We start from the raw sequence: 21353 nt of genomic DNA, 5'->3' as shown, positions 1-21353 counted from the left end.
TCATTACGTATACACTTATTCCTCAAAAAACGCTCAAAAATTTTTGCTCGCACTTCCGTAAACATTGGTGAGAGATTGTAGTACTCAATAGAAGAGAAACACACAGATTAAGATGGGTAACACAAAACAAGACGATCTAGAGTTACAGAAATATTTCTACTTCTAGATTAGTTTTTAATCCCCCGTCAATAATTCTGCAAATGCCTCTTAAAGCCCTCAGACGCAAGGTATTCTTAATGGATTAGCATCAGCAACTATCGTTTTGTAACAATTGCCAATTGCTAATAACCATTAAACAGCGTCAGATTATCTGGATAATTAATATGTCATTTAGATCCAGATAATTATCTCCAAAAGCAGAAGTTTGGCAACAAAAAACAGCATTGGTAGCCTTTGACACCGTTCGCCAATTAAGTGTTACCTGTCAATTTTTCCACAAACTCACAATGTAATTGCACATCTTCGGAGGAATTATCATGTCCGTTAATTTATTTGATGCCAATTTTTACCGCACTCTTTACCCAGACTTAGCTAGAGCCGGAATTACCACAGATGCACAATTGCGGCAGCACTTTCTAGACAGGGGTATTACCGAAGGGCGTCAATTCTCGCGGTTTGCGGATCTCAACTACTATGCAGCGAGTTATCCCGACCTCACCGAGGCAGGCTTGACTAAAAACCAACTGTTCGATCATATGGAACAGCGTGGAATCGGAGAGAAACGCCGACCTGGAGTTGTTTTTAATGCCGCTTACTACAAAGCTGTCAACAGTGACTTAGCACAAGCTAATTTGACTGACGAGCAATTGGCGCAGCACTACCAAAGCTTCGGTCTTAAAGAAGGACGAGTTGCTTCGGAATTTTTCAATCCTACTGTCTACCTGAATAGCAATCCTGATTTAAAGGCAGCATTTGGGAACGACTTTGAAAAGGCTGAACAACACTTCCTCAACAATGGTATTCGCGAGGGACGTATAAGTTCGCTACCGGTTGCACCTGCAACAGATCCGGGAAATTTACCCAGCGTTTCATATGAATTGGGTACTTTGCTTACTCGTTCGACATTTGTTGATTCTGTGGGTACTCCCGATCCAGAGGACTACTACCGTATTATTTTGGATAAGCCGAGCAACCTCAATCTTACTTTGGGGGGTTTGAGCAGTAACACTACTCTGAAGTTGTTTGCAGATGTCAATAACAATGCTGCGATCGAACCTGGTGAAGAGTTGAGTAGCGTTACGGGTACCGTTTTTAGTCCCGCAGCAATCACTCTTGATTTGGCTCAAGGTAGCTACTACATAGATGTGGTAACGGGTTCTCCCAGTTCCAGCAGCTCGTACAGTCTGGGTATTGCAGCTAGTCCTATTTCTACTACAACTGCATCCGATCCGGGTAGCACGCCAGCTAAGGCTTTAAATGTAGATACTCTCACGGGTACTCGCACTTATCAGGACTTTGTAGGTACAACCGATCGCGATGATTTCTATCGTTTTGTCCTGGGTGATGTGCGTAGCTTCAACTTGTCCCTCAGTGGTGTCAGCGATGGAGTGACTGCGAACCTGTACGCAGACAGTAACAGTAACGGTAGCATCGATCCGGGTGAGTTTTTAGCTAGTGCTGGTGCTTCTCCTAGCAGTATTGGCTCAATTGCAAGGACTTTGGGCGCAGGTACGTACTTTGTCGATATCGTGTCAAATACTCCGACTGTGAATACGAGCTACAATCTGAGTTTGACTGCATAGCTCAATTTTGCAAATCTGTTGATTTTTTACTAAATAAGAGCGATCGCGCTTTCTCTAACTAGCAAGGACGGGAAGCGCGATCGCACAAGCGAGTTAAGATAGAACCGCTCATTAAAATCATCGCAGAACTTGAGACGTAGATGGAATGTGAGGAAATGATGAAAAGATACAAGCGATCCTAATCGAGAGGAACAGCGAAGAGGAACCAAGTCATGATAACACCAGATAATCAGTCAGCTTGGGTCGAACTTTTGACTCAAGATATTCCCGCTTTTAACATTGAAATCAACAAAATTCCAGTTTCAGAACGTCTGATGTTTCGCGGTGCTAATCTAGCTGGACTAGACATTTCCCAAGCGAACATAAAACACTGCGACCTAACTAAGGCAAATCTCGCTGGTAGCTCGGTATCGGGATTGTCTCTTTCTCGGTGTAGACTCCAAGAAACTCAACTTGAAAATATTCGATTAGATGATGATTATTGGGAACCAGTAATTACTCAGATCCAGATGTTGTGGCGCGATGTCGATGAATGGAATGCTTTTCGGGGTACTGGGAGATCGGCTATTCTTGAAAGTGCAAATTTTACTGGAGCAGACTTAGGTTGTGCAAATCTCAGTAACATGACTTTTACCACAGCACGTTTTGATGGTGCGCGTCTGGGTGGTTGCAATCTAAATGCTACATCTTTTATCGGTGCATCTCTTGTCAATACTGACTGTACAAATTTATGTGCCACATCGGTAAACTTGGAGGATGCGATGCTTGATGGTATTCGTTTCGATCGTGCCGAATTACGCTTTTGTAAGATGAGTAAAGCCAGTGCTGTTGGTGCTTCCTTTGCCCAGACATCTTTATTCAGGACTGATATGCACGGCATAAAAGCTTTTCGCACGTCCTGGGATGGTGCTATGCTTGACCGGGTACTCTTATTCGATGCTCATCTCGATGGTAGTAGTTTCCGCAATGCTAAACTTACCAACTGCAATTTGATCGATGCCAGCCTGATTGCCTGCGTGTTTGACTATGCGGAAGCGATCGACAATAAAATGACTGATGCTATCACCGCAGGGGCATCATTTGTAGGCGTGCGAGGCGCGATCGGTCTGTGAATACTCAAAGTGTTAATAAGACAGACTCTTCATACTCCCAAATAGCGCCGCAAGAAATTTTCCAAACTTTCCAATTTCAAATTAAACATCGACTCCACATTAGCAATTTCATGAGTTGTACAGAAAAATTCATTAGCTAACAAAGTCCGCAAAGTACCCAAAGATTTCCCAGTGTTGGGATTGAAAAGCCCGAATCCACCGCGCACTGCGTCAAACAATAACAGCGGCGGATTAATGACGATCGGTTCTCGGTTAAAGATCCGACCAAAAATGTGGGGAATATCTTCCCGTTTCAGAATATCTGGCCCTCCTACTGGCAAAATTTGATTTCGCGCTGCTGGGGTGGAGATGGAATTGACGGCAATTCGGGCTAAATCGTCGGTACTGATAATAGAGGTACGGTTTTTCGGGTCGCCCACAAGTAGATAAATCCCCGTTTGTCGAAACTGTTCTGCTAAGGGGAGGAGATTCGAGGAAAACCCGGAAGGACGTAAAATAGTATAATTGAGACCGCTGGCTTGCAGGTATTTCTCTACTTCGCGTTTTGCCTTAAATATGGGTGCGTTTTCATAACCGCGATCGGCTCCCAGCACAGAGATGAAGACAAAATGCTTGACTCCGATATCTTTGGCTCGATCGATTAATTCAATATTGGCGCGATAATCGAGTGCGACTGCATTGCCATCTGAGCCGTGAGCGCTGATAATATATTGAACGCCCTGGCAAGCTTTTTTAATATCTTTGTCTTGTTGCAAATCGCCAATAAAAATTTCGGCTCCTCGGTGTTCGAGTTCCGCATAGCGAGACATGAGGCGGACAAACGCCCGTACTGGCATCTCCTGTTCCCGCAACAGCCGCACAATCCGACGGCCTAATCCTCCAGTCGCTCCAGTGATTAAAAACACGATCGTGCTTCCTCAAATACAGCCTACTCCATTATTTCAGATGCCATAATGAACTCGAAATCTCCGTACTGGTGATTGATTTTTTTGCAAATAATCCTCGAAAGACATTTCTTTGAGAGCGAAATTTTCAAATATTTTTAATTCCATTTTAGTCAAAGGCCAAGGCGGACCTGTTACATTGTCTTCCGGATCGCGTCCCTGACAGATTACTAAAAGACTACCTCCGGGAGATACGAATTGGGAAATGCACTGGATTGCTTGTGCGCGAAGTTCCTGGGGGAGAGACTGTATTGTGTAAGATTCAAATACGAAGTCGAAGTTGCTTTGCCAAGATGGGGGAGATGCGAGAAGATCCGCTACGCAATAGTTTACTTTTGTGTTTGGAAAACGTTGGCGACACCAAGCGATCGCAGTGGGTGAAATGTCAAAAGCGACTACATCGAATCCCAAACGAGCTAATTCCTCCGCATCGTCTCCCAAACCGCAACCGATCGCGAGCGCTTTTTTCCCTTCTCCCTTAATATTGTAGCGCTCAATCCAGTCAGCGAAGTTGGGATTGACGGTCATATCAGCCCACGGGACGGCTCGATCGTCCCCATTGGCGCTTGCGTACAAAACGTCGAACCAACCTGTGGGGTTATCCTGCACAAGAAACTGATGAGCTAGTTGTCTTGCTTTTTGTCTGGCAGAATCTATCAAAGCTGACCTCCGCTCGATCGCTTTCTACATTTCGAGTGTAGCTACTAAAATTCCACGATCGCTGGTGCGTGGTCGCTGGGTTGGGGCAATGCTCTGGGGGTAACATCAATTGTGCAAGCGATCGCGCGATCGTACAATTCTGGTGTCAAATAGTGATGGTCTATGCGCCAACCCCAGTTGCGTCGAAAAGCAGCCGATCGATAGTCCCACCAACTAAAATTGCCACCTTCTTGAGTAAATTTGCGAAACGCATCGGCTAATCCCAATTCTAAAACTGTCTGCAAAGCTTGGCGTTCTAAATCTGTCGCCATCACCATTTTTTCTCGCCCTTTTGGGTTGTGAATATCTTTATCTTCCGGGGCAATGTTGAAATCACCGCAGACGCACATCGCACTGGGTTGTTTTTCCCGCAGCGCTTGCAGGTACTCGCGCAACACTTTTAGCCAACTGAGCTTGTAAACATATTTTTCGCTCCCGACTTCGGAACCGTTGGGGACGTAGAGGTTGACGATCCGAACATTATCTACAACGCCGTTAATTACCCGTTTCTGTTCGTCAAATTCCGAAATACCCAAAATGGGGGCAAATCCGGTGCTGACTTCTTCTAGAGGTTTGCGGCTGAGGATGGCGACACCGTTGTAGGATTTTTGCCCGGAAATGTAGAGGTGATACCCTAAACTTTCCCAGGGCGATCGCGGAAATTCTGCATCTTGCACTTTGGTTTCTTGCAAGCACAAAACATCTACAGGATTTGACTGCAACCAATTGACCACCTGCTCTAGGCGGGTACGTATTGAATTAACATTCCAAGTGGCGACTTTCATTAAAAATTTGGTTCTGTATGTTTTGAGGAAGGGCAACTTTTTCCCCACGCATCAAGGGTAAGGAAACAATTGTGCTGAACAAAGCGATCGCCTGAGAGCGATCGCGTGTTTTCAATTATTATATTCTGATATTAGTTTTGACTTAAAGGGGTGTCCTATGGCCGCAAGCATTTTGACAGTTAGTTATGAAGATGGCAGCGTGCTTACACTGCGAGAGCGCAAGTCTGGGGGCTTTTTCATCTACTATGAAGATAGCGAGGGCGAGTCAAGCAAACTGGTAGGTTTAGCCGAAGATATCGATATCAATCTAGCTAAATCTATCTTTTTTATGGTTGCCGATCGTTGGGGTTGGGAACGCTTTGAAGATGAGGAGGAAGAAGACGAAGAGGAAGAAGATGAAGAACTTTAATTGCCTAACTATTTTTAATTCAATTAGCAGAATTAAACGTAGGGTGGGCAATCCCCACCAAAAAGCCGATCGGATCGTGTCCGGTTACATCGGTAGTACATGACTGATGCTCTTATATTATCTGTTACCGCAGATTAGGCAGATAAGAACGCATTTTTTATGTAACCGATGCTACCGGACATGATATCAGCTTTTCGATACGGGAATGGTGGGCAATGCCTACCCTACTATTCTCTATGCCACCAAATTGAGTTTGATGCCTTGTCGTCGGCTTTCCAACCCGGTTTTTTAGAAAAACCGGGTTGCTCGAATTGCGGATACTAAATAGCGCAACTCAATTCTCCGGCTTTCTGAGTAAAGCGGAGATTTTCTCGATAGTCAACCGGGCAATCTATCACAGCAGGAACGTTTTGGGCAAGAGCGGTTTTCAAGGTAGGAATAAAATCAGCAGTAGATTCCACTCGGTATCCTTTTAAGCCCATACTTTCGGCAAATTTGACAAAATCGGGATTACCGAATTTGACAAAAGCCGATCGACCCATTTGGTTTTCTTGCTTCCACTCGATCAAGCCATAACCACCATCGTTGAAAATGATGGTAACAAAATTTGTGCCGACGCGCAGAGCTGTTTCCAGTTCTTGGCAATTCATCATAAATCCGCCATCACCAGTGACAGCAACTACTTGTTTTTGGGGGGCAACTAATTTAGCGGCGATCGCACCTGGAATGGCAATTCCCATCGCTGCAAAACCGTTAGAAATCAAGCAAGTATTGGGACGTTCGCAGTGATAGTGTCGCGCCATCCACATTTTATGCGCTCCGACATCGCAAATAACGATATCTTCCTCGCCCATCACTTGTCGCAAGTCATAAATTAGTTTTTGCGGCTTAATGGGGAAACCAGTATCGTTAGCATATTTTTCGTAATCTGCGCGAATATCATCCCGCAATTCCAAAGCGTAGGGGTCGGGTTTACCTGTGCGATCGGCTCGTTGCAAAATTTCATCTAACGAATCGGAAATATCCCCCACAACTTCCACAAGCGGAAGATAATTGCTATCAATTTCGGCGTGACTGGTGCTAATATGAACGATCTGAATCTTGCTATCGGGATTCCACCGCTTGGGCGAATATTCGATTAAATCGTAACCGATTGCAATCACCAAATCTGTGTTATCAAAACCGCAGTTAATGTAATCGCGCAATTGCAACCCCACCGCCCACAACGCCAGCGGATGAGTATAGGGAATTACACCTTTACCCATAAAAGTATTCGCGACAGGAATATTCATTTTGGTAGCAAATTCCGTCACCGCTTGACTGGCGTTGGCGCGGATCGCACCATTTCCCACTAAAATTAACGGATTTTTAGATTGAGAAATTAGCTGTGCTGCTTGTTCGATACTGCGAAATGAAGCAAAAGTTTTCTCCACATCCCCTTTGCTGAGAGGTTCGCCTGTTACAGGCATAGCGGCAATGTTTTCCGGCACATCGATATGCACCGCGCCCGGTTTTTCAGTTTGAGAAATTTTAAACGCTTTGCGGACAACTTCTGGTGCAATGCTGGGTCTGACAATTTGGGCATTCCATTTAGTTACCGGGGCAAACATAGCCACCAAATCGAGATATTGGTGGGATTCTTTGTGCATCCGGTCTGTTCCTACCTGGCCGGTAATTGCAACGAGAGGGGCACCATCTAAGTTGGCATCGGCGACACCAGTCATCAAGTTGGTAGCACCAGGGCCTAGAGTAGAAAGGCAAACGCCCGCTTTTCCCGTTAAGCGACCGTAGACATCGGCCATGAAAGCTGCACCCTGTTCGTGGCGGGTGGTAATAAATTGTATAGAAGAATGTGCGATCGCTTCCAAAACGTGCAAATTTTCTTCACCGGGTAAACCAAAAACGTATTTTACCCCTTCGTTTTCCAGACACCGCACTAATAATTCAGCTGTATTCATTTCGCCCATATTATTTCACCCACACGGTTTTGATGTTGACAAACTCATGAATTCCTTGCACGCCCAGTTCTCGTCCGTATCCGGAACGTTTGATACCGCCAAAAGGCAGACGGGGATCGGATTTGACTAGACCGTTGATAAATACTGCACCCGCTTCTAGTTCGGAAATTAAGCGATCGCGCTCTTTCTCCACTGTAGTCCAGGCACTGGCTCCCAGTCCAAAGGGAATTGCGTTAGCGCGTGCTATTGCTTCGTCAATATCCGCTACTCTGAATAAGAGGGCTACGGGGCCAAAAAATTCTTCGTTATCGGCTGGAGTACCGGGTGGAAAGTCTGTCAAAATTGTGGCAGGGTAGAAGTTACCCGGACGATCGGACAAGGGTTTTCCGCCAGTGAGAACTTTTGCGCCTTTGGCGATGCAGGTTTGCACTAACCCATCTAAATCTTGGACGATGCCTGGAGTTGCCAAGGGGCCAAGATCCGTTTCCGGATTCATCGGATCGCCAATTTTTAAAGCTTGAAATTTCTCTACGAAGCGCTGTTCAAATTCGTCTGCGATCGATGAGTGCAAAATAAAGCGTTTTGCCGCTATACAAGATTGTCCGTTATTGAGCATCCGCGCCGCAACTGCTGTAGAAACCGCTGCTTCTAAATCGGCACTTTCCAAAACGATAAACGGATCGCTGCCTCCCAATTCCAAGACAGTTTTTTTAATGTGCTTGCTAGCAGCGACCGCGAGAGAAATTCCAGCGGCTTCGCTGCCGGTCAGGGTGGCAGCTTTAACGCGATCGTCTGCTATAATACCTGCAACTTTATCCGCTCCCACCAGCAAGGTTTGAAATACTCCTCCTGGAAATCCCGCTGCTTTGATAATCTCCTCAATTGCCAAAGCGCACTGAGGCACGTTGGATGCGTGTTTTAGTATACCCACGTTCCCTGCCATCAGCGCGGGTGCGGCAAAACGGAAAACTTGCCAAAACGGGAAATTCCAAGGCATAACTGCTAAGATTATCCCCAACGGCTCGTATTTCACAAAGCTCGAACTGGCATCGGTTGATGCGGGGACATCGGCGAGAAATTCTGCCGCACGTTCGGCGTAATAACGGCATACTAAGGCGCATTTGTCAACTTCCGCGATCGCACCTTTAATCGGTTTACCCATTTCCAAAGTCATAATTTTGGCAAAACGATCGCGATCGCGCTCCAAAATTTTAGCAGCTTGGTTCATCCACTCGGCTCTTTGGGCAAAAGGCGTCTTGCGATATTCCACAAACGCCTTTTGTGCCAGATCCAGTTTCCCTTCTATTTCCGCTTCCGTCAGGGGTGGGAAGGTTTGAAGCGTTTCTCCCGTAGCTGGGTTTATGGTGGCAATAGCCATTGTTTCGGTCTCCAATTCCACTGATAAATTAGGGTAGCCCTGAGACTCTCTACGTCTCTTGCCGAGCTACCCACGTCACTATGTCGGTTTTAGATTTCCATTTAAAATCTAAGATTTTACGATCCCCGTCTATTATTCTTTCACATAGGTTGGTCTTCGGATGTGTAGAAATGCTGCACTTTTAACTTGTAGTGTGTCGAAGTCGTAAATTTTAATAAAGAATTAAGTATTTTCGAGATTTATGTTAACCTAACTTACAGGTAGGTGATGCCACCCTTAGAGGTCAGCCCCACTTACCCGGTTTGACCAAAGACAACCAAAAATTGTCAAATGGATGCGAGCCAATCTATTGCAAGCGCCACTCTCTTCCTATACTTGGCTTGTCCCCGATTTCGGAAGTTTTGATAGTGCCGCTTGGGGAATGCCTCGTCCACTCTTTTTCAGACTGCAATTTCTCTAATCTACAGTTTCCCCTGAAAACAGAGCGTGGATGATATGCAATTTTCCTCGAAACATAGCGCACCGTTTACTGCGGGTCGTCCTCTAGTGTTGGTAGTGGACGATCATGAAGATAATTTAGTGCTAATTTCTCTAGCTGTGGAACAGTTGTTTAACTGCTCCTCGATCGCGGCGGCCAATGGCGAAACAGCGATAATTTTAGCTCAACTTTATCAACCAGATCTGATCTTACTGGATATTGTTCTACCTGACTTAGACGGTGTTGAGGTGATTTATCGGCTTAAGCAGCATTCGCAAACAAAAACAATACCTATTGTAGCAGTCACAGCTTTGGCAAAAGAAGAAGATTGCGATCGAATTATGGCAGCGGGTTGTAATGGCTATATTAGCAAACCCTATATGCTGGAAGATCTAGAAACGGTCATCTATCGCCATCTGCGGATACCGTCTCTAGTTTGACTGGCGGGATGAAAGTAGTATCCCTATCTGTAGGCGCAACTGCCAACACAGCGATAATACCGGTGCGACCGCTTTCGATGCTGGTATCGGTGAGCAAGTCAATCGCCTCCACTCCCAGGACATCTTCGATTATCTGCACAAGCTCTGGCTTAAGAGCGGCGTCAACATTTAATCTTACTTGCTGCGCTAAATTCTTGCGATCGTTCTCCGCTAGAAGTTGTAGGGGACGCGATATCGCATTTTCCAATACGATGGCAAGTTTGTTGTCAAACAGTTGGCAAGATACTCGATCGGGTTGATGCCCAACTCTGCTATGGTACAATTGTTGAATGCGGTGCGAAAAAATTTGTTCTAATTGCTGTCTCGTCACTTTTGTTGCGGGCATATCCATAGAGATCGGCTCCTAATAGCAAAAAAATTTTTAGCTATCCACTTTGAGCGTAGCAAGCAGCACAATTTTCAAAATTAGCCTGAAGAAGTATTTACAAAAGAGCAAGCAATCATCGTTGTTATCTAAGAATAGCTGTTATCGCTAGTTCAAACCAAAAAACTGGCACAAAGCACAACAATAAGTACTTCCATTAAGGGTAGCAGACGTGCTAAGTTTTCGATCGCACCAGCCTTTGTCGATCGCACGGAGCGAGCGATCGTTTCTCAGTAAATTATGGCCACCAACTGTGTAATAAATTTTATTTATTCAACTCTCCGTTATATAGTGCGATGATTAAACCTAATTGGTTACTCTCATCCTTACTCTATAAGCATTTCTATCCTTAATGCCGACACCCGCTGTTTCCCTACACCTTCACCCCTCATCCCAGTTTCCCGTGTTCTAGATTACAGTTTGTCCCTGGGATTTAATGTATTCGCAAGCGAGGCCCAAGTTTAGCTTATTTGGGACAAAATATTCATTTTTTAGCTTTTTTACACTAAAATATCTGGATTAGCTAGCATGGTGATGTAAAAAGTATGAATTTAGCTGTTTATCGTTCATACTTTTATACGAGCCAATCTCTTTCAAGCGCCAACGTCTTAGCTCTCCCTTTTGTAGGGAGAACGTAAGCTTATAACTTTTATGCTTGCCGCTTGAGGAATGCCTCGTCCAGCCCTATCTCAAAGCTTGCAGAACAAATTTACAACTTCCCCCAAACAAAGAATGGATATGGAATTTTCTCTTGGCGACAGCATTCAATCTGTTGCCCAAAGACCATTAGTTTTAGCTGTCGATGACAATGAAGATAATTTGATTTTGATAAGTTTTACGCTCGAGCTGGTTGGCTGCGCTTTCCTCACTGCTGACACCGGCGAGACAGCAATCACATTAGCACAAAGTCATCAACCCGATCTGATTCTGCTCGATATTATGCTGCCCGACCTCAACGGAATAGAGATTGTCACTCGTCTCAGACAAGATCCCCGTACAAACAAGATTCCCATCGTCGCAGTTACCGCTTTGGCAAGAGCAGAAGACCGAGCTAACATTATCGCCGCAGGTTGTAATGATTACATTACCAAACCCTATGTAGTTGACGATTTAGAAGTTATTCTCCGTCGCTACCTCAATTAAACTCGCTTTACTTGCGGCGCTTCGAGCTAGCGGAAGAATCCCTGACTTGAGGCTCCGCACTCAATATCACGATCGTACCAGTACGACCTGTATCTAATTTCGCATCGCTAAGCAAATCCACTACACCGACTCCCACAACTTCTTCGATTAAATCCTTGAGTTGTGGCTGAATTGCCGCGTTTAAATCCGACCTCACTTGCTCGGCTAAGTCCTGCTGACCGTTGTTCACAAGAACTTGTTCTGGTTGGGTAACGGCATCTTCCAAGATTATGACAATTTTTGCATCAAAAATCTCGCAAGTCACTTGACTGGGCTGATGCCCCAGTTGATTGCGATATAGAGATTGAATACGTTGTGATAGAGTTCGCTCTAATTGCCCACGGGTAGGGGCTGGTGTTTCCATAATTGTTTGCGTATGGCCTGAGTTAGATTAATGAAGACAGACTGTGTGACAGCATATTAGACCTCGGTATGAGGAAAAAATAAATAAATCGGCATATTATATTATAGCACTGACCTACACTCAAGAGATACTCATCTTGAGCGCAAAGAATACTTATTCAGTTAGATGCGGAAAGAGGGAAGGCCGGAAGAGCGCGAGAGATGAACGATAGTTAAGGGTAAATCAAAATTTTGTAAGTTTCTGGGCTTGGGGCGACCGCTTGTTGCACAGCTATTGCTAGATCTTTAAGAGGATAGCGATCGCTAATCAAAGCATCCACATCAATTCTGCGGTTGAACACAATATCTGATGCCAGAGATTGCACCCGATAGGAAGAACTGTAGCTGCCGATCAAATCAATTTCTCGACGGTAAAGGATATTGGGATTGATGGGAATTTCCACCTCATCTGGAAACTCCGCAAAAAATAGAATTTTACCGCCTTTGCGGGTGCAGTCGAGCGCTTGGAAAAAAGCTTTTTCGCTGGGAACTGCCAGCAAAGCAGTATCGACTCCCATGCCTCCCGTCAGCGCTTTGATTTTTGTCGCTAATTCTGGGTCGCGGGCATCAAACGCTGCTTCTGCGCCCACAGCAAGAGCTTTCTCGATGCGAGACGGCAGCAAATCGGTAGCGATCGCCTTAGCACCGAAATATTTTACCAACATTGCGAACATCAGTCCGATCGGCCCTGCACCGGTAATTAATACCGTTTGTCCTGGCGCAATTTGAGCCTTTTTCACCGCCTTGAGACAGCAGTTAGTCGGCTCAACAAAACTAGCCTGCTCAAAAGTTACCCCATCCGGGATTGGGATCAATCCCCCGTTGCGAACAATGTGACCCGGAACCTTCACATATTCTGCAAAGCCACCGCCGCTAGGAGCAAAACCAGCCGTTGTCGTGATGTTCTTGTAGACATCACACATCGAAAAGTTCTCATTGAGGCAGTATTCGCAGCGCATACAGGGGATATGGTGCATCACGACAACTCGCTGTCCCACCTGCCAGTTTTTTACCCCTTCTCCCACAGCCGAAATCACACCGGCTGTTTCGTGTCCGAAGATGCGCGGCGGTTCGTAAAGCGGATAGCGAATTTTTTTGATATCCGACTGACACAAGCCAACTACCTGCACCTGTACAAGCACCTCATCCGCTTGCAGTTCCGGTATTGGCACCTCTTCGTAGCTGAGCCGATCTACTCCTCTGAATACTTGCGCTTTCATATCAATCCTTTTTCACCCACCGATATTAGACTTTACCATTTTGTGCGTTGCTCTTGGCTAGCGATCGCGGATAGAGAAGAAAGACGCAAAGGTAGAGGGCATTTCTAGGATTGCGGCAGGCCAGACTTCGACAGCCCGCTCCGGGAAATCTATTTTGTTGATTACTTTTACGGTGATTTTATTCTTACAGTTTGAATACTCTGGTGATAGCTTCTCCATTTTTTAGCATAATCCCATTGATATAAATCTTTCTTGTTTACCTTTATATTAGACATCTCCAACATAGAATGTAGAGACGTCTCATGAAACGTCTCTACAAGGGTTCCAGATAACGCACCTTTAATTTCTGGAGATGTCTGTTGATTAATTACACATTTGTGAACCTCAATTTTAACTGAGTCTATCTTACCGTTCACTAATTTATTATCCTCTGAAAATGCGTAACTTGAAACGTTTGTCAATTCTCGATTGAGTACGTAAATTCCGATACTGTTTTCACAATAAATAAATTTTTAGTCAACTATAAAAATTTGTCCCGATCCTAGATCCGAGTTTCCGTAACAGGAAATAGAGATGCGGATAAAACGATTTTTATGGGACATCACAACTCTATCGTTTGGATGGGTTTCCTCTTAGTTCTATTCACCCCTATTTCCCAAAATCTTGGGTCAGCCTCAACCAGAAATTTAGATTTTAATAGCAGCGAACAATTTGTATCCCAAAAACTGCCACTAGATCAAAACTTCGTAGCTGCTGGTTGCATTCACAGGGGTAGTGGAAGAGACGAATGCAAATGAGCTAAATTTGCGCTTTCAACCTTTGCTTGTCGAGCAAGGCTGAAAGTTGATAGCTTTTACTCCACATTTTTTAGAGAGAACCAAACAAGATTAGCGCTTCTTCGCACCCAAGCGTGTCAAATCGGCAGACGACATATATGGGCAATGGCTATTTTACGCCAAACGCGGTCACAAAAAGCCATAATAGTGACAGAATTATATCACATCGTAAGATTAACCTCTATCTCTGTAGGAACCCTTCGGTGTGAAATAGCTGAATAACCGATAAAACCTTGCTAAGCGCGGTAGGTGTTATTAACAGACACCGATCGCGCTTGGCAAGGTTTGTCACCCAACAAAAAAGATCGAGGGCAAAAATCCTTAGCTGTGCCCCCCGACCCGATTCCCAGGTTTGGGACTAAAAAACCGTTTTGTTTGGGAATGAGTGGGCTTTCACCCCCCAGATCGGCTAAATTTTGGAAAGCAGGGTTCGTCTTAAACTTGACTTAAAAGTCATAAAACGAGAAATAATGAGTGCGGGAAAGCAATCATTTCATTTCTAGTGCATCTACAGGCTCTCACCTAAATGGGTTCTGCAAATAGCGTAAACGGTCTGTTTATCCACTAAGATGAAAAGATCGTCCGTGCCTCATAATTTTGTATCTTTGTGATACCATACCTTCTAACATGAGCAAAGACCTCGATCTGATCAAACGCCTCAGCCCTAGTGCAATGGATCAGATCATGCTATATCTGGCCTTCAGTGCCATGAGAACGAGTGGGCACAGGCATGGGGCGTTTCTGGATGCAGCTGCGACAGCAGCAAAATGTGCCATTTATATGACCTATCTGGAGCAGGGCCAAAACCTGCGAATGACCGGTCACCTGCACCATATTGAGCCGAAGCGGGTTAAGGCGATAGTTGAAGAAGTCAGAGAAGCGCTGACTCAAGGTAAACTGCTGAAGATGCTCGGTTCCCAAGAACCTCGCTATCTGATTCAGTTTCCCTATGTCTGGATGGAACAGTATCCTTGGATACCGGGGCGACCGCGCATTCCCGGTACGACCCTCACTTCTGAGGAGAAAAGACAAATTGAGGAAAAACTACCGCCTCTCCTACCTGACGCTCAACTGATCAATTCGTTTCAGTTCATGGAATTGATCGAATTTCTGCATAATCGCTCTCAGGAGGATTTGCCATCGGAGAGGCGAACACCTCTGAGCGAAGCTTTGGCAGAGCATATCAAGCGTCGCCTGATTTATGCCGGGACGGTGACGCGCATAGATTGCCCTTGGGGACTGCCTTTCTACGCCCTCACCCGCGCTTCTTACTCGCCCTCTGATGACGAAGAGCGCACTTTTATTATGGTTGAGGATACGGCCAGGTACTTCCGTTTGATGAAGGGGTGGCAAGAGCGACAGCGCTATGTGATGCGAATCTTAGAGGAGTTGGATATTCCACCCGATCGCGTCGATCGCGCTTTGGAGGAGTTAGATGAGGTCATCCGCCAGTGGGCGGACAGACACCACCGCGATGGCGGCGATCAAATGATTTTACAGATGGTTTTTGGCCCCAAAGATGACTGAAGCTGAGGGGTTCTGAAACGATGGTGATATAGGGTGCGATCTGATGAAACCAGATCTGGGCCCTTGCCCAGATCGCCTTGAAATTAATTTTATTGTTAAAATCCGAGTTTTAATCTCTCTTTAGTTAGACGATCGGTTTTGATAGCGCGGATGTGGGTCAACTGGATGGCGCGATCGCAAAGTACCACCGCCAGTTTCGCTTCTCCGCAAGCAAAATCGCCAATGGTGTAGCGGCTATTGACACCAACAAATCATATCTTCATAAACAATGAGATGCCAATTTTTTCTTGACTTTTGATACAAAATATTGTATACCGCCCATTATTCTGGATTTTCTTACTATCGAAGCAAGAGGAAGGTAGCTTGAAGTTAGATGTTTCTCGACTTTTGAAGAGTAGATAAGATGTCTGAATATTTAAAAATATGCTTAAGATTATCTAGACTGTCTATATGAAATATGAGCCGAGTTAATAGGATTTGAGTTAAATATATTAAAAAAAATTATTATGTTTTCAGGTAAAAGATACTCTGGTGGAGTAAAGGAAAATCTAATTGTTGTGCGTAAATATAACCAAAAATTTGTTATTATATATTTAAAATACATAGTTATTAAAAGCGGTGCAGCTATTTGATGATGTTTGAACTTCAGCCGAAAAGGACAAATAAAAAATCACCTACTGTACTCGATCTTTTTTGTGGTGCAGGTGGGATGAGCTTAGGATTTCAAAATGCTGGCTGTGAAATCTTAGGGGGAATCGATAAAAATCCTCATGCTATAAGAACTCATCATAGAAATTTTCCCAACTGTAAACTTATGTGTAATTCTCAGCCGATTGAATCTATTACTGATTTGAGTAAGTTGGGGTTGGAGCCAGGAGAAATTGATATTTTAATTGGTGGGCCACCGTGTCAAGTATTTTCAGTAGTAGGCATTGGGAAAATGAAGTCTTTAGGTAAAAATATTGAAGGTGATAACAGAAACTTTTTATATGAAGAATTTATTAAATTTGTTAAATATTACAAACCTTTATTCTTTGTGATTGAAAACGTCAATTATCTCCGCAACCACTGGATATTCCCTACTTTGAAAAGAGAGCTAGAGAATGGACTAACTAGAAAAAATTATGATTATCCAGGCTATAATATTAGCGAAGAAATTCTAACCGCTTCTGATTATGGAGTTCCTCAAATTCGCAAACGCTTATTCATTGTTGGTAGGCGTAAAGATACGAATCTAGCTTTTGAGTTTCCAGAGCCGAATACAGGTTCTTATGTCTCTGTAGGGGAAGCAATTGGAGATTTACCAGAATTAGAGCCGATGTGTTTACCTTTAAAGAGTAAAAACACTGCGCCCAAGCAAATTGACTCTCCTAAGCCTTACAAATTTTCGCCTAAATCTGACTATCAAAAGCTAATGAGAAGTAAATCTGACGATACGGTAATGAATCATTTTTGTCGCTCGCATAATGATAAGGATTTGCACATTTTTAGCATTATGCCTCAAGGGGGTAAGTATAAAAATATCCCTGATGAGTTAAAACGCTACAGCGATCGGATTTTCGAGGACAAGTATAAACGCTTACACTGGCATAAGCCCTCATGGACGCTAACGGCACACATGCAGAAAGATTGTTTGGCCTATATCCATCCAACACAAATCAGAAGTATCTCTGTAAGAGAAGCTGCAAGGCTTCAAAGTTTCCCTGATCATTTTGTATTTGATGCACCTATGACAAGAATGTTTGAGTTAGTTGGGAATTCTGTACCACCTCTTTTAGCTGAAGCGATCGCCAGACCAATTGTAAAACAAGTACAAGCCTACTATGAGGCTCTGTCTGAAAGGAGTTAACCTAGCTTCAGGCAGACCTCAAGTATATTTCACAACTAAAAAGCAGAGAAAGGAGAATATGTAAAATGAACGACTATGATAGAACTCGTCAGGTAGCTCAAGTGCTATTGAAGGGTGAACAGACACCCACACGGCAAATCATTCAGGAAAAAGTCAAAATTGCCGTTGACTCTATCAGAACTAGCCAACCGGATCGTGTCGTTGAGGTAGATGAGGAAAAACTTGTCCGGGAACTTGAAAGTCTTTTCAATATCTGGATGGGTCTAGGTACTGTATTAGAAAACAAAGAGGGTCACATTCCTTGGTTGGCTGACCGCAACAGTGAAATCAATTGGGATTTTTGGAACCGTTATGTACGTTATTTGGAGGAAGAAAAGGGCTGGGCACCAGCGACTACCAAAGGTTTAGACCAGTTGACAGACTCCATTCTTGAACGCCTAGAGTACCCCCTACGTTCAGGAGATTGGGATCGGAGAGGAATGGTTGTTGGACAGGTTCAGTCTGGAAAAACAGCAAACTATACTGCTCTGATCTGCAAGGCGGTTGATGCAGGATATAAACTGATTATTGTGCTTGCTGGTATCCAAAACAGCTTGCGGAGCCAGACGCAAATTCGTTTAGATGAAGGTTTTCTCGGACGCGATTCACAGGTTAACAGAGCTTTCGATAGAGGGCAGAATTCCTTGATGGGTGCGGGAAAAATCCTTACTGAAAAGTTGCTGATTGCTCATTCGGCTACAAGCAGTGCTGAGAAAGGTGATTTTAACCAGCGCGTAGCAAATCAGAATGGAACAATCCCAGGCGGTGCAGATCCAGTTCTGCTTGTTGTTAAAAAGAACAAATCTGTACTGACTAATCTTCTGAAATGGGCATTAAACGTTCGCGGGATTGTGAATGAAGAATCAGGAAAACGAATTGTCAGAAGAGTTCCTTTACTCGTCATTGATGACGAGGCAGACAATGCCTCGATCAACACAAATCCTCCCCTATTGGATGAAAATGGCAGAGTTCAGGAAGAGTATGATGTTTCAGCCATCAATGGATTAATCAGGAAGCTGCTTCAAAGTTTTGAAAAGAGTGCTTATGTGGGTTACACAGCGACACCATTTGCTAACATCTTCATCTATCCAGACCCAAATCAAAAAAATCAAGAATTTGGAGACGATCTCTTTCCACGTAGTTTCATTATCAACCTACCTGCACCATCAAACTACATTGGCCCAGTACAGGTATTTGGACTGGATACCGACCCGGCTATTGGTTTTGAAGCATCAGAAGCTTTGCCTATCATCAGACCAGTTGACGACCAAAGAGAATGGATGCCAGACAAACACAAAAAAGACCATGTTCCGGGTGAACTTCCAGGGTCTCTAAAGGAGGCAATTAGGGCGTTTATTCTTTGTTGCGCTGCAAGAATTGTGCGAGGACAGGAGAACGAACACAACTCAATGCTAGTTCATGTCGCCCGTTTTACGGCTGTTCAATCCGAGGTAGCAAAGCAAGTCAAAGACGAGTTGACTTCCCTAAAACAACGACTGCGATCTGGCGATGGCAAAGCAACAGGCAAGCTAGAGGAAGAATTTGAGCAGCTATGGAAAGATGATTTTGTGCCAACGACTTCATCCATACTTTCATCTATAGCTGATCCACAACTTACGCCAGTTTCTTGGGAAGAAATCCGACCTTTACTGCATCATGCTGCCTCTAAGATTCAGGTCAAGAAAATCAACGGCACAGCTAAGGATGTACTGGACTACTGGGAACACAAAAATGGGTTAAGCGTGATTGCGATCGGCGGTGATAAATTGTCTCGTGGTCTAACCTTGGAAGGTCTGAGCGTCAGCTATTATCTTCGAGCCTCAAAGATGTACGACACCCTGATGCAGATGGGTCGATGGTTTGGATACAGACCGGGATATATCGATCTTTGCCGATTGTACACAACTGATGAGCTAATTGAATGGTACGAACACATCACTGTTGCCAGTGAGGAACTCCGGCAGGAGTTTGACTATATGGCTGATGCCGGAGCGACACCTGATGAATTCGGTTTAAAAGTTCGCACGCACCCGCAGGATTTGGTAATTACTGGGGCGAATAAGATGAAGACGGGTACTGTCATGCGGCTGTCTTACACCAGAACCCTCAGCGAGACCACAATTTTACACAAAGATGAGAATATAAATCTGAAAAATCTTGAGGTCACAGAAGAACTACTGAGAAGCCTTGGCTCATATACCAGACAAGAAAAGCATAACTACATCTGGGAGCAGGTTCCTCCTGAAAAAGTCATTAATTTTCTATTAGGCTATCAGTCTCACGATAATTGTAGACTGGCAAACACTTCACTTCTCGTCAAATACATCAAGGCTCAACTCCCGCATGAACTCATCTCATGGACAGTTGTTCTTATATCAAATAATCGAGCGAAAAATAAGATAAATATTGCTGGAAATGAAGTTGGTCTAACTTTGCGTAAGGATGCCTCTCCTGAATCTTCTCAGGAATATCGCCTCATCAAGTCTCGTCTCCTTAGTCCAACCGATGAATGGCTCGATCTCTCTGAGGAAACTCGTAACGAAATTCTCGAAATTACGCAGCAGCGGCGAGCAGAAGCTGGTAAACCACCAAGTTCCAGTAATACGCCTGATGGAAAAATTCTGCGTTCCAAGCGTTCCCCAAAGAACGGTTTACTGCTGCTTTATTCACTAGATCCACAAGAAATCAATTCGGAAATTCCTGTCATTGGTTTTGTCATAAGTTTCCCCGATAGCAAGAAAGCCCAGATGGTGGAATATAAAGTTAACAATGTGTATTGGCAAGAGGAATTCGGTCAGCCATGACAGTGCAAAATACCTGGAGACTACTGGAAGAAGATACTGCAAATGTACCTTCTGGCTATATTACCCGCCGCCTATTGCCAGAAGTTACATACGATGTTTATCTCGCTATTGAAAGACCTTCTAATGCACGTTTGCTGATGATGCGGGTAAATCACAAAGCTATCGGGAAAGCCGCTCTTTTTCCTAATTCCAACTGCTTTGAGGTTAGGCGTGTAGCCCTGCAAGGTGATGATGATACCCATGTCACCCTGCAACTGGTACTTATTAACTCGCGTTACAGCGATATCTTTACAACATTAGTACAGGACATTGTTGATGCAATTGCCCCGATTGCGGATGAGCAAAACGCTGTAGGGGCTTTCTTTACCCGTCTGCGGCGATGGCAAGCATTCTTAGAAAAACATAACCCTGAAGGACTTAGCCAAGCGGAACAGCAAGGATTATATGGTGAACTCTGGTTTTTGCGGCAAATTGTCATTCCTCAACTTGGCTCTCGTCAAGGAGTCCAATGCTGGACAGGTGCAAAAGGAACTCAACAGGATTTCCAGTTTCAAAACTGTGCTGTTGAAGTTAAAACTACTGCAACCAAACAGCATCAAAAACTAGCGATTTCCAGCGAACGGCAACTAGATGATACTGGCACTGGCACACTGATTTTACTGCACTTATCCCTTGATGCTAGACAAGAACGAGGTGAATCTCTACCGGAGATAGTCACCAGTCTTAGATTAATTCTTGAGAACGAACCTATAGCCAAGGAAGAATTAGAAATACTCCTTTTTGAAGTTGGCTATCTGGATATACATATTCCCTACTATGAACAAATTGGCTATACCCCACGAGAAGTTAACTATTTCAAAGTCGAGGGAGATTTTCCTAGAATTGTTGAAGCGGATCTCCGAAATGGCATTGGAGATGTTCGCTACACCATCAGCGTTGCCGAGTGCCGACGCTTTTCAATCCCACAATTAGATGTAATTTCTCTAATCAGCGGCAGCCATCAATGAACAAGCCAAATTAATTCAGTCTTAAAGCCCGAATTAGGAAATGTTATTACCTTCGGTAACGAACTTAAAAATTTTTTCCAATATCCAGTTTAGCACTAACCTTACAGAGCAAACATCA

The 21353-nt window shown here is 44.3% G+C and carries 17 protein-coding genes; 9 read left to right on the top strand and 8 right to left on the bottom strand.

Features of this window, described 5'->3' with window-relative positions; genetic code table 11:
- The first annotated feature begins 476 nt into the window (after positions 1-476).
- Positions 477-1742, top strand: a complete 1266-nt coding sequence (locus ACE1CD_RS30070; protein ID WP_374800247.1) for a hypothetical protein — start codon at positions 477-479, stop codon at positions 1740-1742.
- 212 nt (positions 1743-1954) lie between these two features.
- Positions 1955-2854, top strand: coding sequence for a pentapeptide repeat-containing protein (locus tag ACE1CD_RS30065; protein WP_374800245.1), 900 nt, complete (start codon positions 1955-1957; stop codon positions 2852-2854).
- Between the two features lie 29 nt (positions 2855-2883).
- On the opposite strand, the gene ACE1CD_RS30060 is transcribed toward ACE1CD_RS30065, so the two are convergent.
- From ACE1CD_RS30060 to xth, 3 genes are read right to left on the bottom strand one after another with little or no spacing between them, the layout of a single operon-like run.
- Positions 2884-3759, bottom strand: coding sequence for an SDR family oxidoreductase (locus ACE1CD_RS30060; protein WP_374827110.1), 876 nt, complete (start codon positions 3757-3759; stop codon positions 2884-2886).
- A gap of 36 nt (positions 3760-3795) precedes the next feature.
- The gene (locus ACE1CD_RS30055) at positions 3796-4458 is read right to left on the bottom strand and encodes a class I SAM-dependent methyltransferase (protein ID WP_374800241.1); all 663 of its coding nucleotides are present in this window, start codon (positions 4456-4458) and stop codon (positions 3796-3798) included.
- Between the two features lie 44 nt (positions 4459-4502).
- Positions 4503-5282, bottom strand: coding sequence for an exodeoxyribonuclease III (gene xth / locus ACE1CD_RS30050; protein ID WP_374827109.1), 780 nt, complete (start codon positions 5280-5282; stop codon positions 4503-4505).
- 157 nt (positions 5283-5439) lie between these two features.
- Between xth and ACE1CD_RS30045 the strand changes: the two genes are divergently transcribed.
- Complete coding sequence (locus ACE1CD_RS30045) at positions 5440-5691, top strand: hypothetical protein (protein ID WP_374800237.1); 252 nt, start codon at positions 5440-5442, stop codon at positions 5689-5691.
- A gap of 320 nt (positions 5692-6011) precedes the next feature.
- On the opposite strand, the gene ACE1CD_RS30040 is transcribed toward ACE1CD_RS30045, so the two are convergent.
- Complete coding sequence (locus ACE1CD_RS30040; RefSeq protein ID WP_374827187.1) at positions 6012-7649, bottom strand: acetolactate synthase large subunit; 1638 nt, start codon at positions 7647-7649, stop codon at positions 6012-6014.
- A gap of 10 nt (positions 7650-7659) precedes the next feature.
- Positions 7660-9027, bottom strand: a complete 1368-nt coding sequence (locus tag ACE1CD_RS30035; RefSeq protein ID WP_374827186.1) for an NAD-dependent succinate-semialdehyde dehydrogenase — start codon at positions 9025-9027, stop codon at positions 7660-7662.
- Positions 9028-9522: 495 nt separating this feature from the next.
- On the opposite strand from ACE1CD_RS30035, the gene ACE1CD_RS30030 reads away from it, so the two are divergent.
- Positions 9523-9945 carry a response regulator gene (locus ACE1CD_RS30030; RefSeq protein ID WP_374800231.1) on the top strand — a complete coding sequence of 141 codons (423 nt, stop codon included), beginning with the start codon at positions 9523-9525 and terminating at the stop codon, positions 9943-9945.
- On the opposite strand, the gene ACE1CD_RS30025 is transcribed toward ACE1CD_RS30030, so the two are convergent.
- The gene (locus ACE1CD_RS30025) at positions 9908-10336 is read right to left on the bottom strand and encodes a DUF2294 domain-containing protein (protein ID WP_374827108.1); all 429 of its coding nucleotides are present in this window, start codon (positions 10334-10336) and stop codon (positions 9908-9910) included. The two genes, ACE1CD_RS30030 and ACE1CD_RS30025, sit on opposite strands and share 38 nt — an antisense overlap.
- A 702-nt stretch (positions 10337-11038) precedes the next feature.
- On the opposite strand from ACE1CD_RS30025, the gene ACE1CD_RS30020 reads away from it, so the two are divergent.
- On the top strand, positions 11039-11512 hold the full coding sequence (locus ACE1CD_RS30020; protein ID WP_374827107.1) for a response regulator: 474 nt from the start codon (positions 11039-11041) through the stop codon (positions 11510-11512).
- A 7-nt stretch (positions 11513-11519) separates the two neighbouring features.
- Here the strand turns inward: ACE1CD_RS30020 and ACE1CD_RS30015 are convergent, their stop codons facing one another.
- Both ACE1CD_RS30015 and ACE1CD_RS30010 read right to left on the bottom strand, forming a co-directional pair.
- Entirely contained in the window at positions 11520-11915 is a 396-nt protein-coding gene (locus tag ACE1CD_RS30015) for a DUF2294 domain-containing protein (RefSeq protein ID WP_374800223.1), read from the bottom strand.
- Between the two features lie 211 nt (positions 11916-12126).
- Positions 12127-13173 (bottom strand): zinc-dependent dehydrogenase, encoded by a 1047-nt coding sequence (locus ACE1CD_RS30010; protein ID WP_374827106.1) that lies wholly within the window; start codon positions 13171-13173, stop codon positions 12127-12129.
- A 1463-nt stretch (positions 13174-14636) separates the two neighbouring features.
- Between ACE1CD_RS30010 and hetR the strand changes: the two genes are divergently transcribed.
- The 4 genes from hetR (at position 14637) to ACE1CD_RS29990 (ending at position 21235) form a co-directional block, all read left to right on the top strand.
- Entirely contained in the window at positions 14637-15536 is a 900-nt protein-coding gene (hetR, locus tag ACE1CD_RS30005; RefSeq protein WP_374800219.1) for a heterocyst differentiation master regulator HetR, read from the top strand.
- A gap of 631 nt (positions 15537-16167) precedes the next feature.
- On the top strand, positions 16168-17385 hold the full coding sequence (locus ACE1CD_RS30000) for a DNA cytosine methyltransferase (protein WP_374827105.1): 1218 nt from the start codon (positions 16168-16170) through the stop codon (positions 17383-17385).
- A 65-nt stretch (positions 17386-17450) separates the two neighbouring features.
- Entirely contained in the window at positions 17451-20228 is a 2778-nt protein-coding gene (locus ACE1CD_RS29995) for a Z1 domain-containing protein (protein WP_374827104.1), read from the top strand.
- Positions 20225-21235: a PD-(D/E)XK motif protein gene (locus tag ACE1CD_RS29990; protein WP_374827103.1), complete on the top strand. Its 1011-nt coding sequence runs from the start codon at positions 20225-20227 to the stop codon at positions 21233-21235. Before ACE1CD_RS29995 ends, ACE1CD_RS29990 begins: the two co-directional genes overlap by 4 nt.
- Positions 21236-21353: the final 118 nt, after the last annotated feature.

The organism is Aerosakkonema sp. BLCC-F183 (genome assembly GCF_041929145.1).
Lineage (GTDB): Bacteria > Cyanobacteriota > Cyanobacteriia > Cyanobacteriales > Aerosakkonemataceae > Aerosakkonema.
Note: the sequence above shows the minus strand (reverse complement) of the source record. Positions and strands in the feature narration are given on the sequence as shown.

Excerpts from the sequence above, each read along its gene's own strand:
- ACE1CD_RS30025 (WP_374827108.1), bottom strand. The coding sequence starts at position 10,336 with ATGGATATGCCCGCAACAAAAGTGACGAGACAGCAATTAGAACAAATT.
- ACE1CD_RS30045 (WP_374800237.1), top strand. The coding sequence starts at position 5,440 with ATGGCCGCAAGCATTTTGACAGTTAGTTATGAAGATGGCAGCGTGCTT.
- ACE1CD_RS29995 (WP_374827104.1), top strand. The coding sequence starts at position 17,451 with ATGAACGACTATGATAGAACTCGTCAGGTAGCTCAAGTGCTATTGAAG.
- ACE1CD_RS30020 (WP_374827107.1), top strand. The coding sequence starts at position 11,039 with ATGCCTCGTCCAGCCCTATCTCAAAGCTTGCAGAACAAATTTACAACT.
- hetR (WP_374800219.1), top strand. The coding sequence starts at position 14,637 with ATGAGCAAAGACCTCGATCTGATCAAACGCCTCAGCCCTAGTGCAATG.
- ACE1CD_RS30035 (WP_374827186.1), bottom strand. The coding sequence starts at position 9,027 with ATGGCTATTGCCACCATAAACCCAGCTACGGGAGAAACGCTTCAAACC.
- xth (WP_374827109.1), bottom strand. The coding sequence starts at position 5,282 with ATGAAAGTCGCCACTTGGAATGTTAATTCAATACGTACCCGCCTAGAG.
- ACE1CD_RS29990 (WP_374827103.1), top strand. The coding sequence starts at position 20,225 with ATGACAGTGCAAAATACCTGGAGACTACTGGAAGAAGATACTGCAAAT.
- ACE1CD_RS30065 (WP_374800245.1), top strand. The coding sequence starts at position 1,955 with ATGATAACACCAGATAATCAGTCAGCTTGGGTCGAACTTTTGACTCAA.
- ACE1CD_RS30000 (WP_374827105.1), top strand. The coding sequence starts at position 16,168 with ATGATGTTTGAACTTCAGCCGAAAAGGACAAATAAAAAATCACCTACT.
- ACE1CD_RS30010 (WP_374827106.1), bottom strand. The coding sequence starts at position 13,173 with ATGAAAGCGCAAGTATTCAGAGGAGTAGATCGGCTCAGCTACGAAGAG.
- ACE1CD_RS30070 (WP_374800247.1), top strand. The coding sequence starts at position 477 with ATGTCCGTTAATTTATTTGATGCCAATTTTTACCGCACTCTTTACCCA.
- ACE1CD_RS30040 (WP_374827187.1), bottom strand. The coding sequence starts at position 7,649 with ATGAATACAGCTGAATTATTAGTGCGGTGTCTGGAAAACGAAGGGGTA.
- ACE1CD_RS30015 (WP_374800223.1), bottom strand. The coding sequence starts at position 11,915 with ATGGAAACACCAGCCCCTACCCGTGGGCAATTAGAGCGAACTCTATCA.
- ACE1CD_RS30030 (WP_374800231.1), top strand. The coding sequence starts at position 9,523 with ATGCAATTTTCCTCGAAACATAGCGCACCGTTTACTGCGGGTCGTCCT.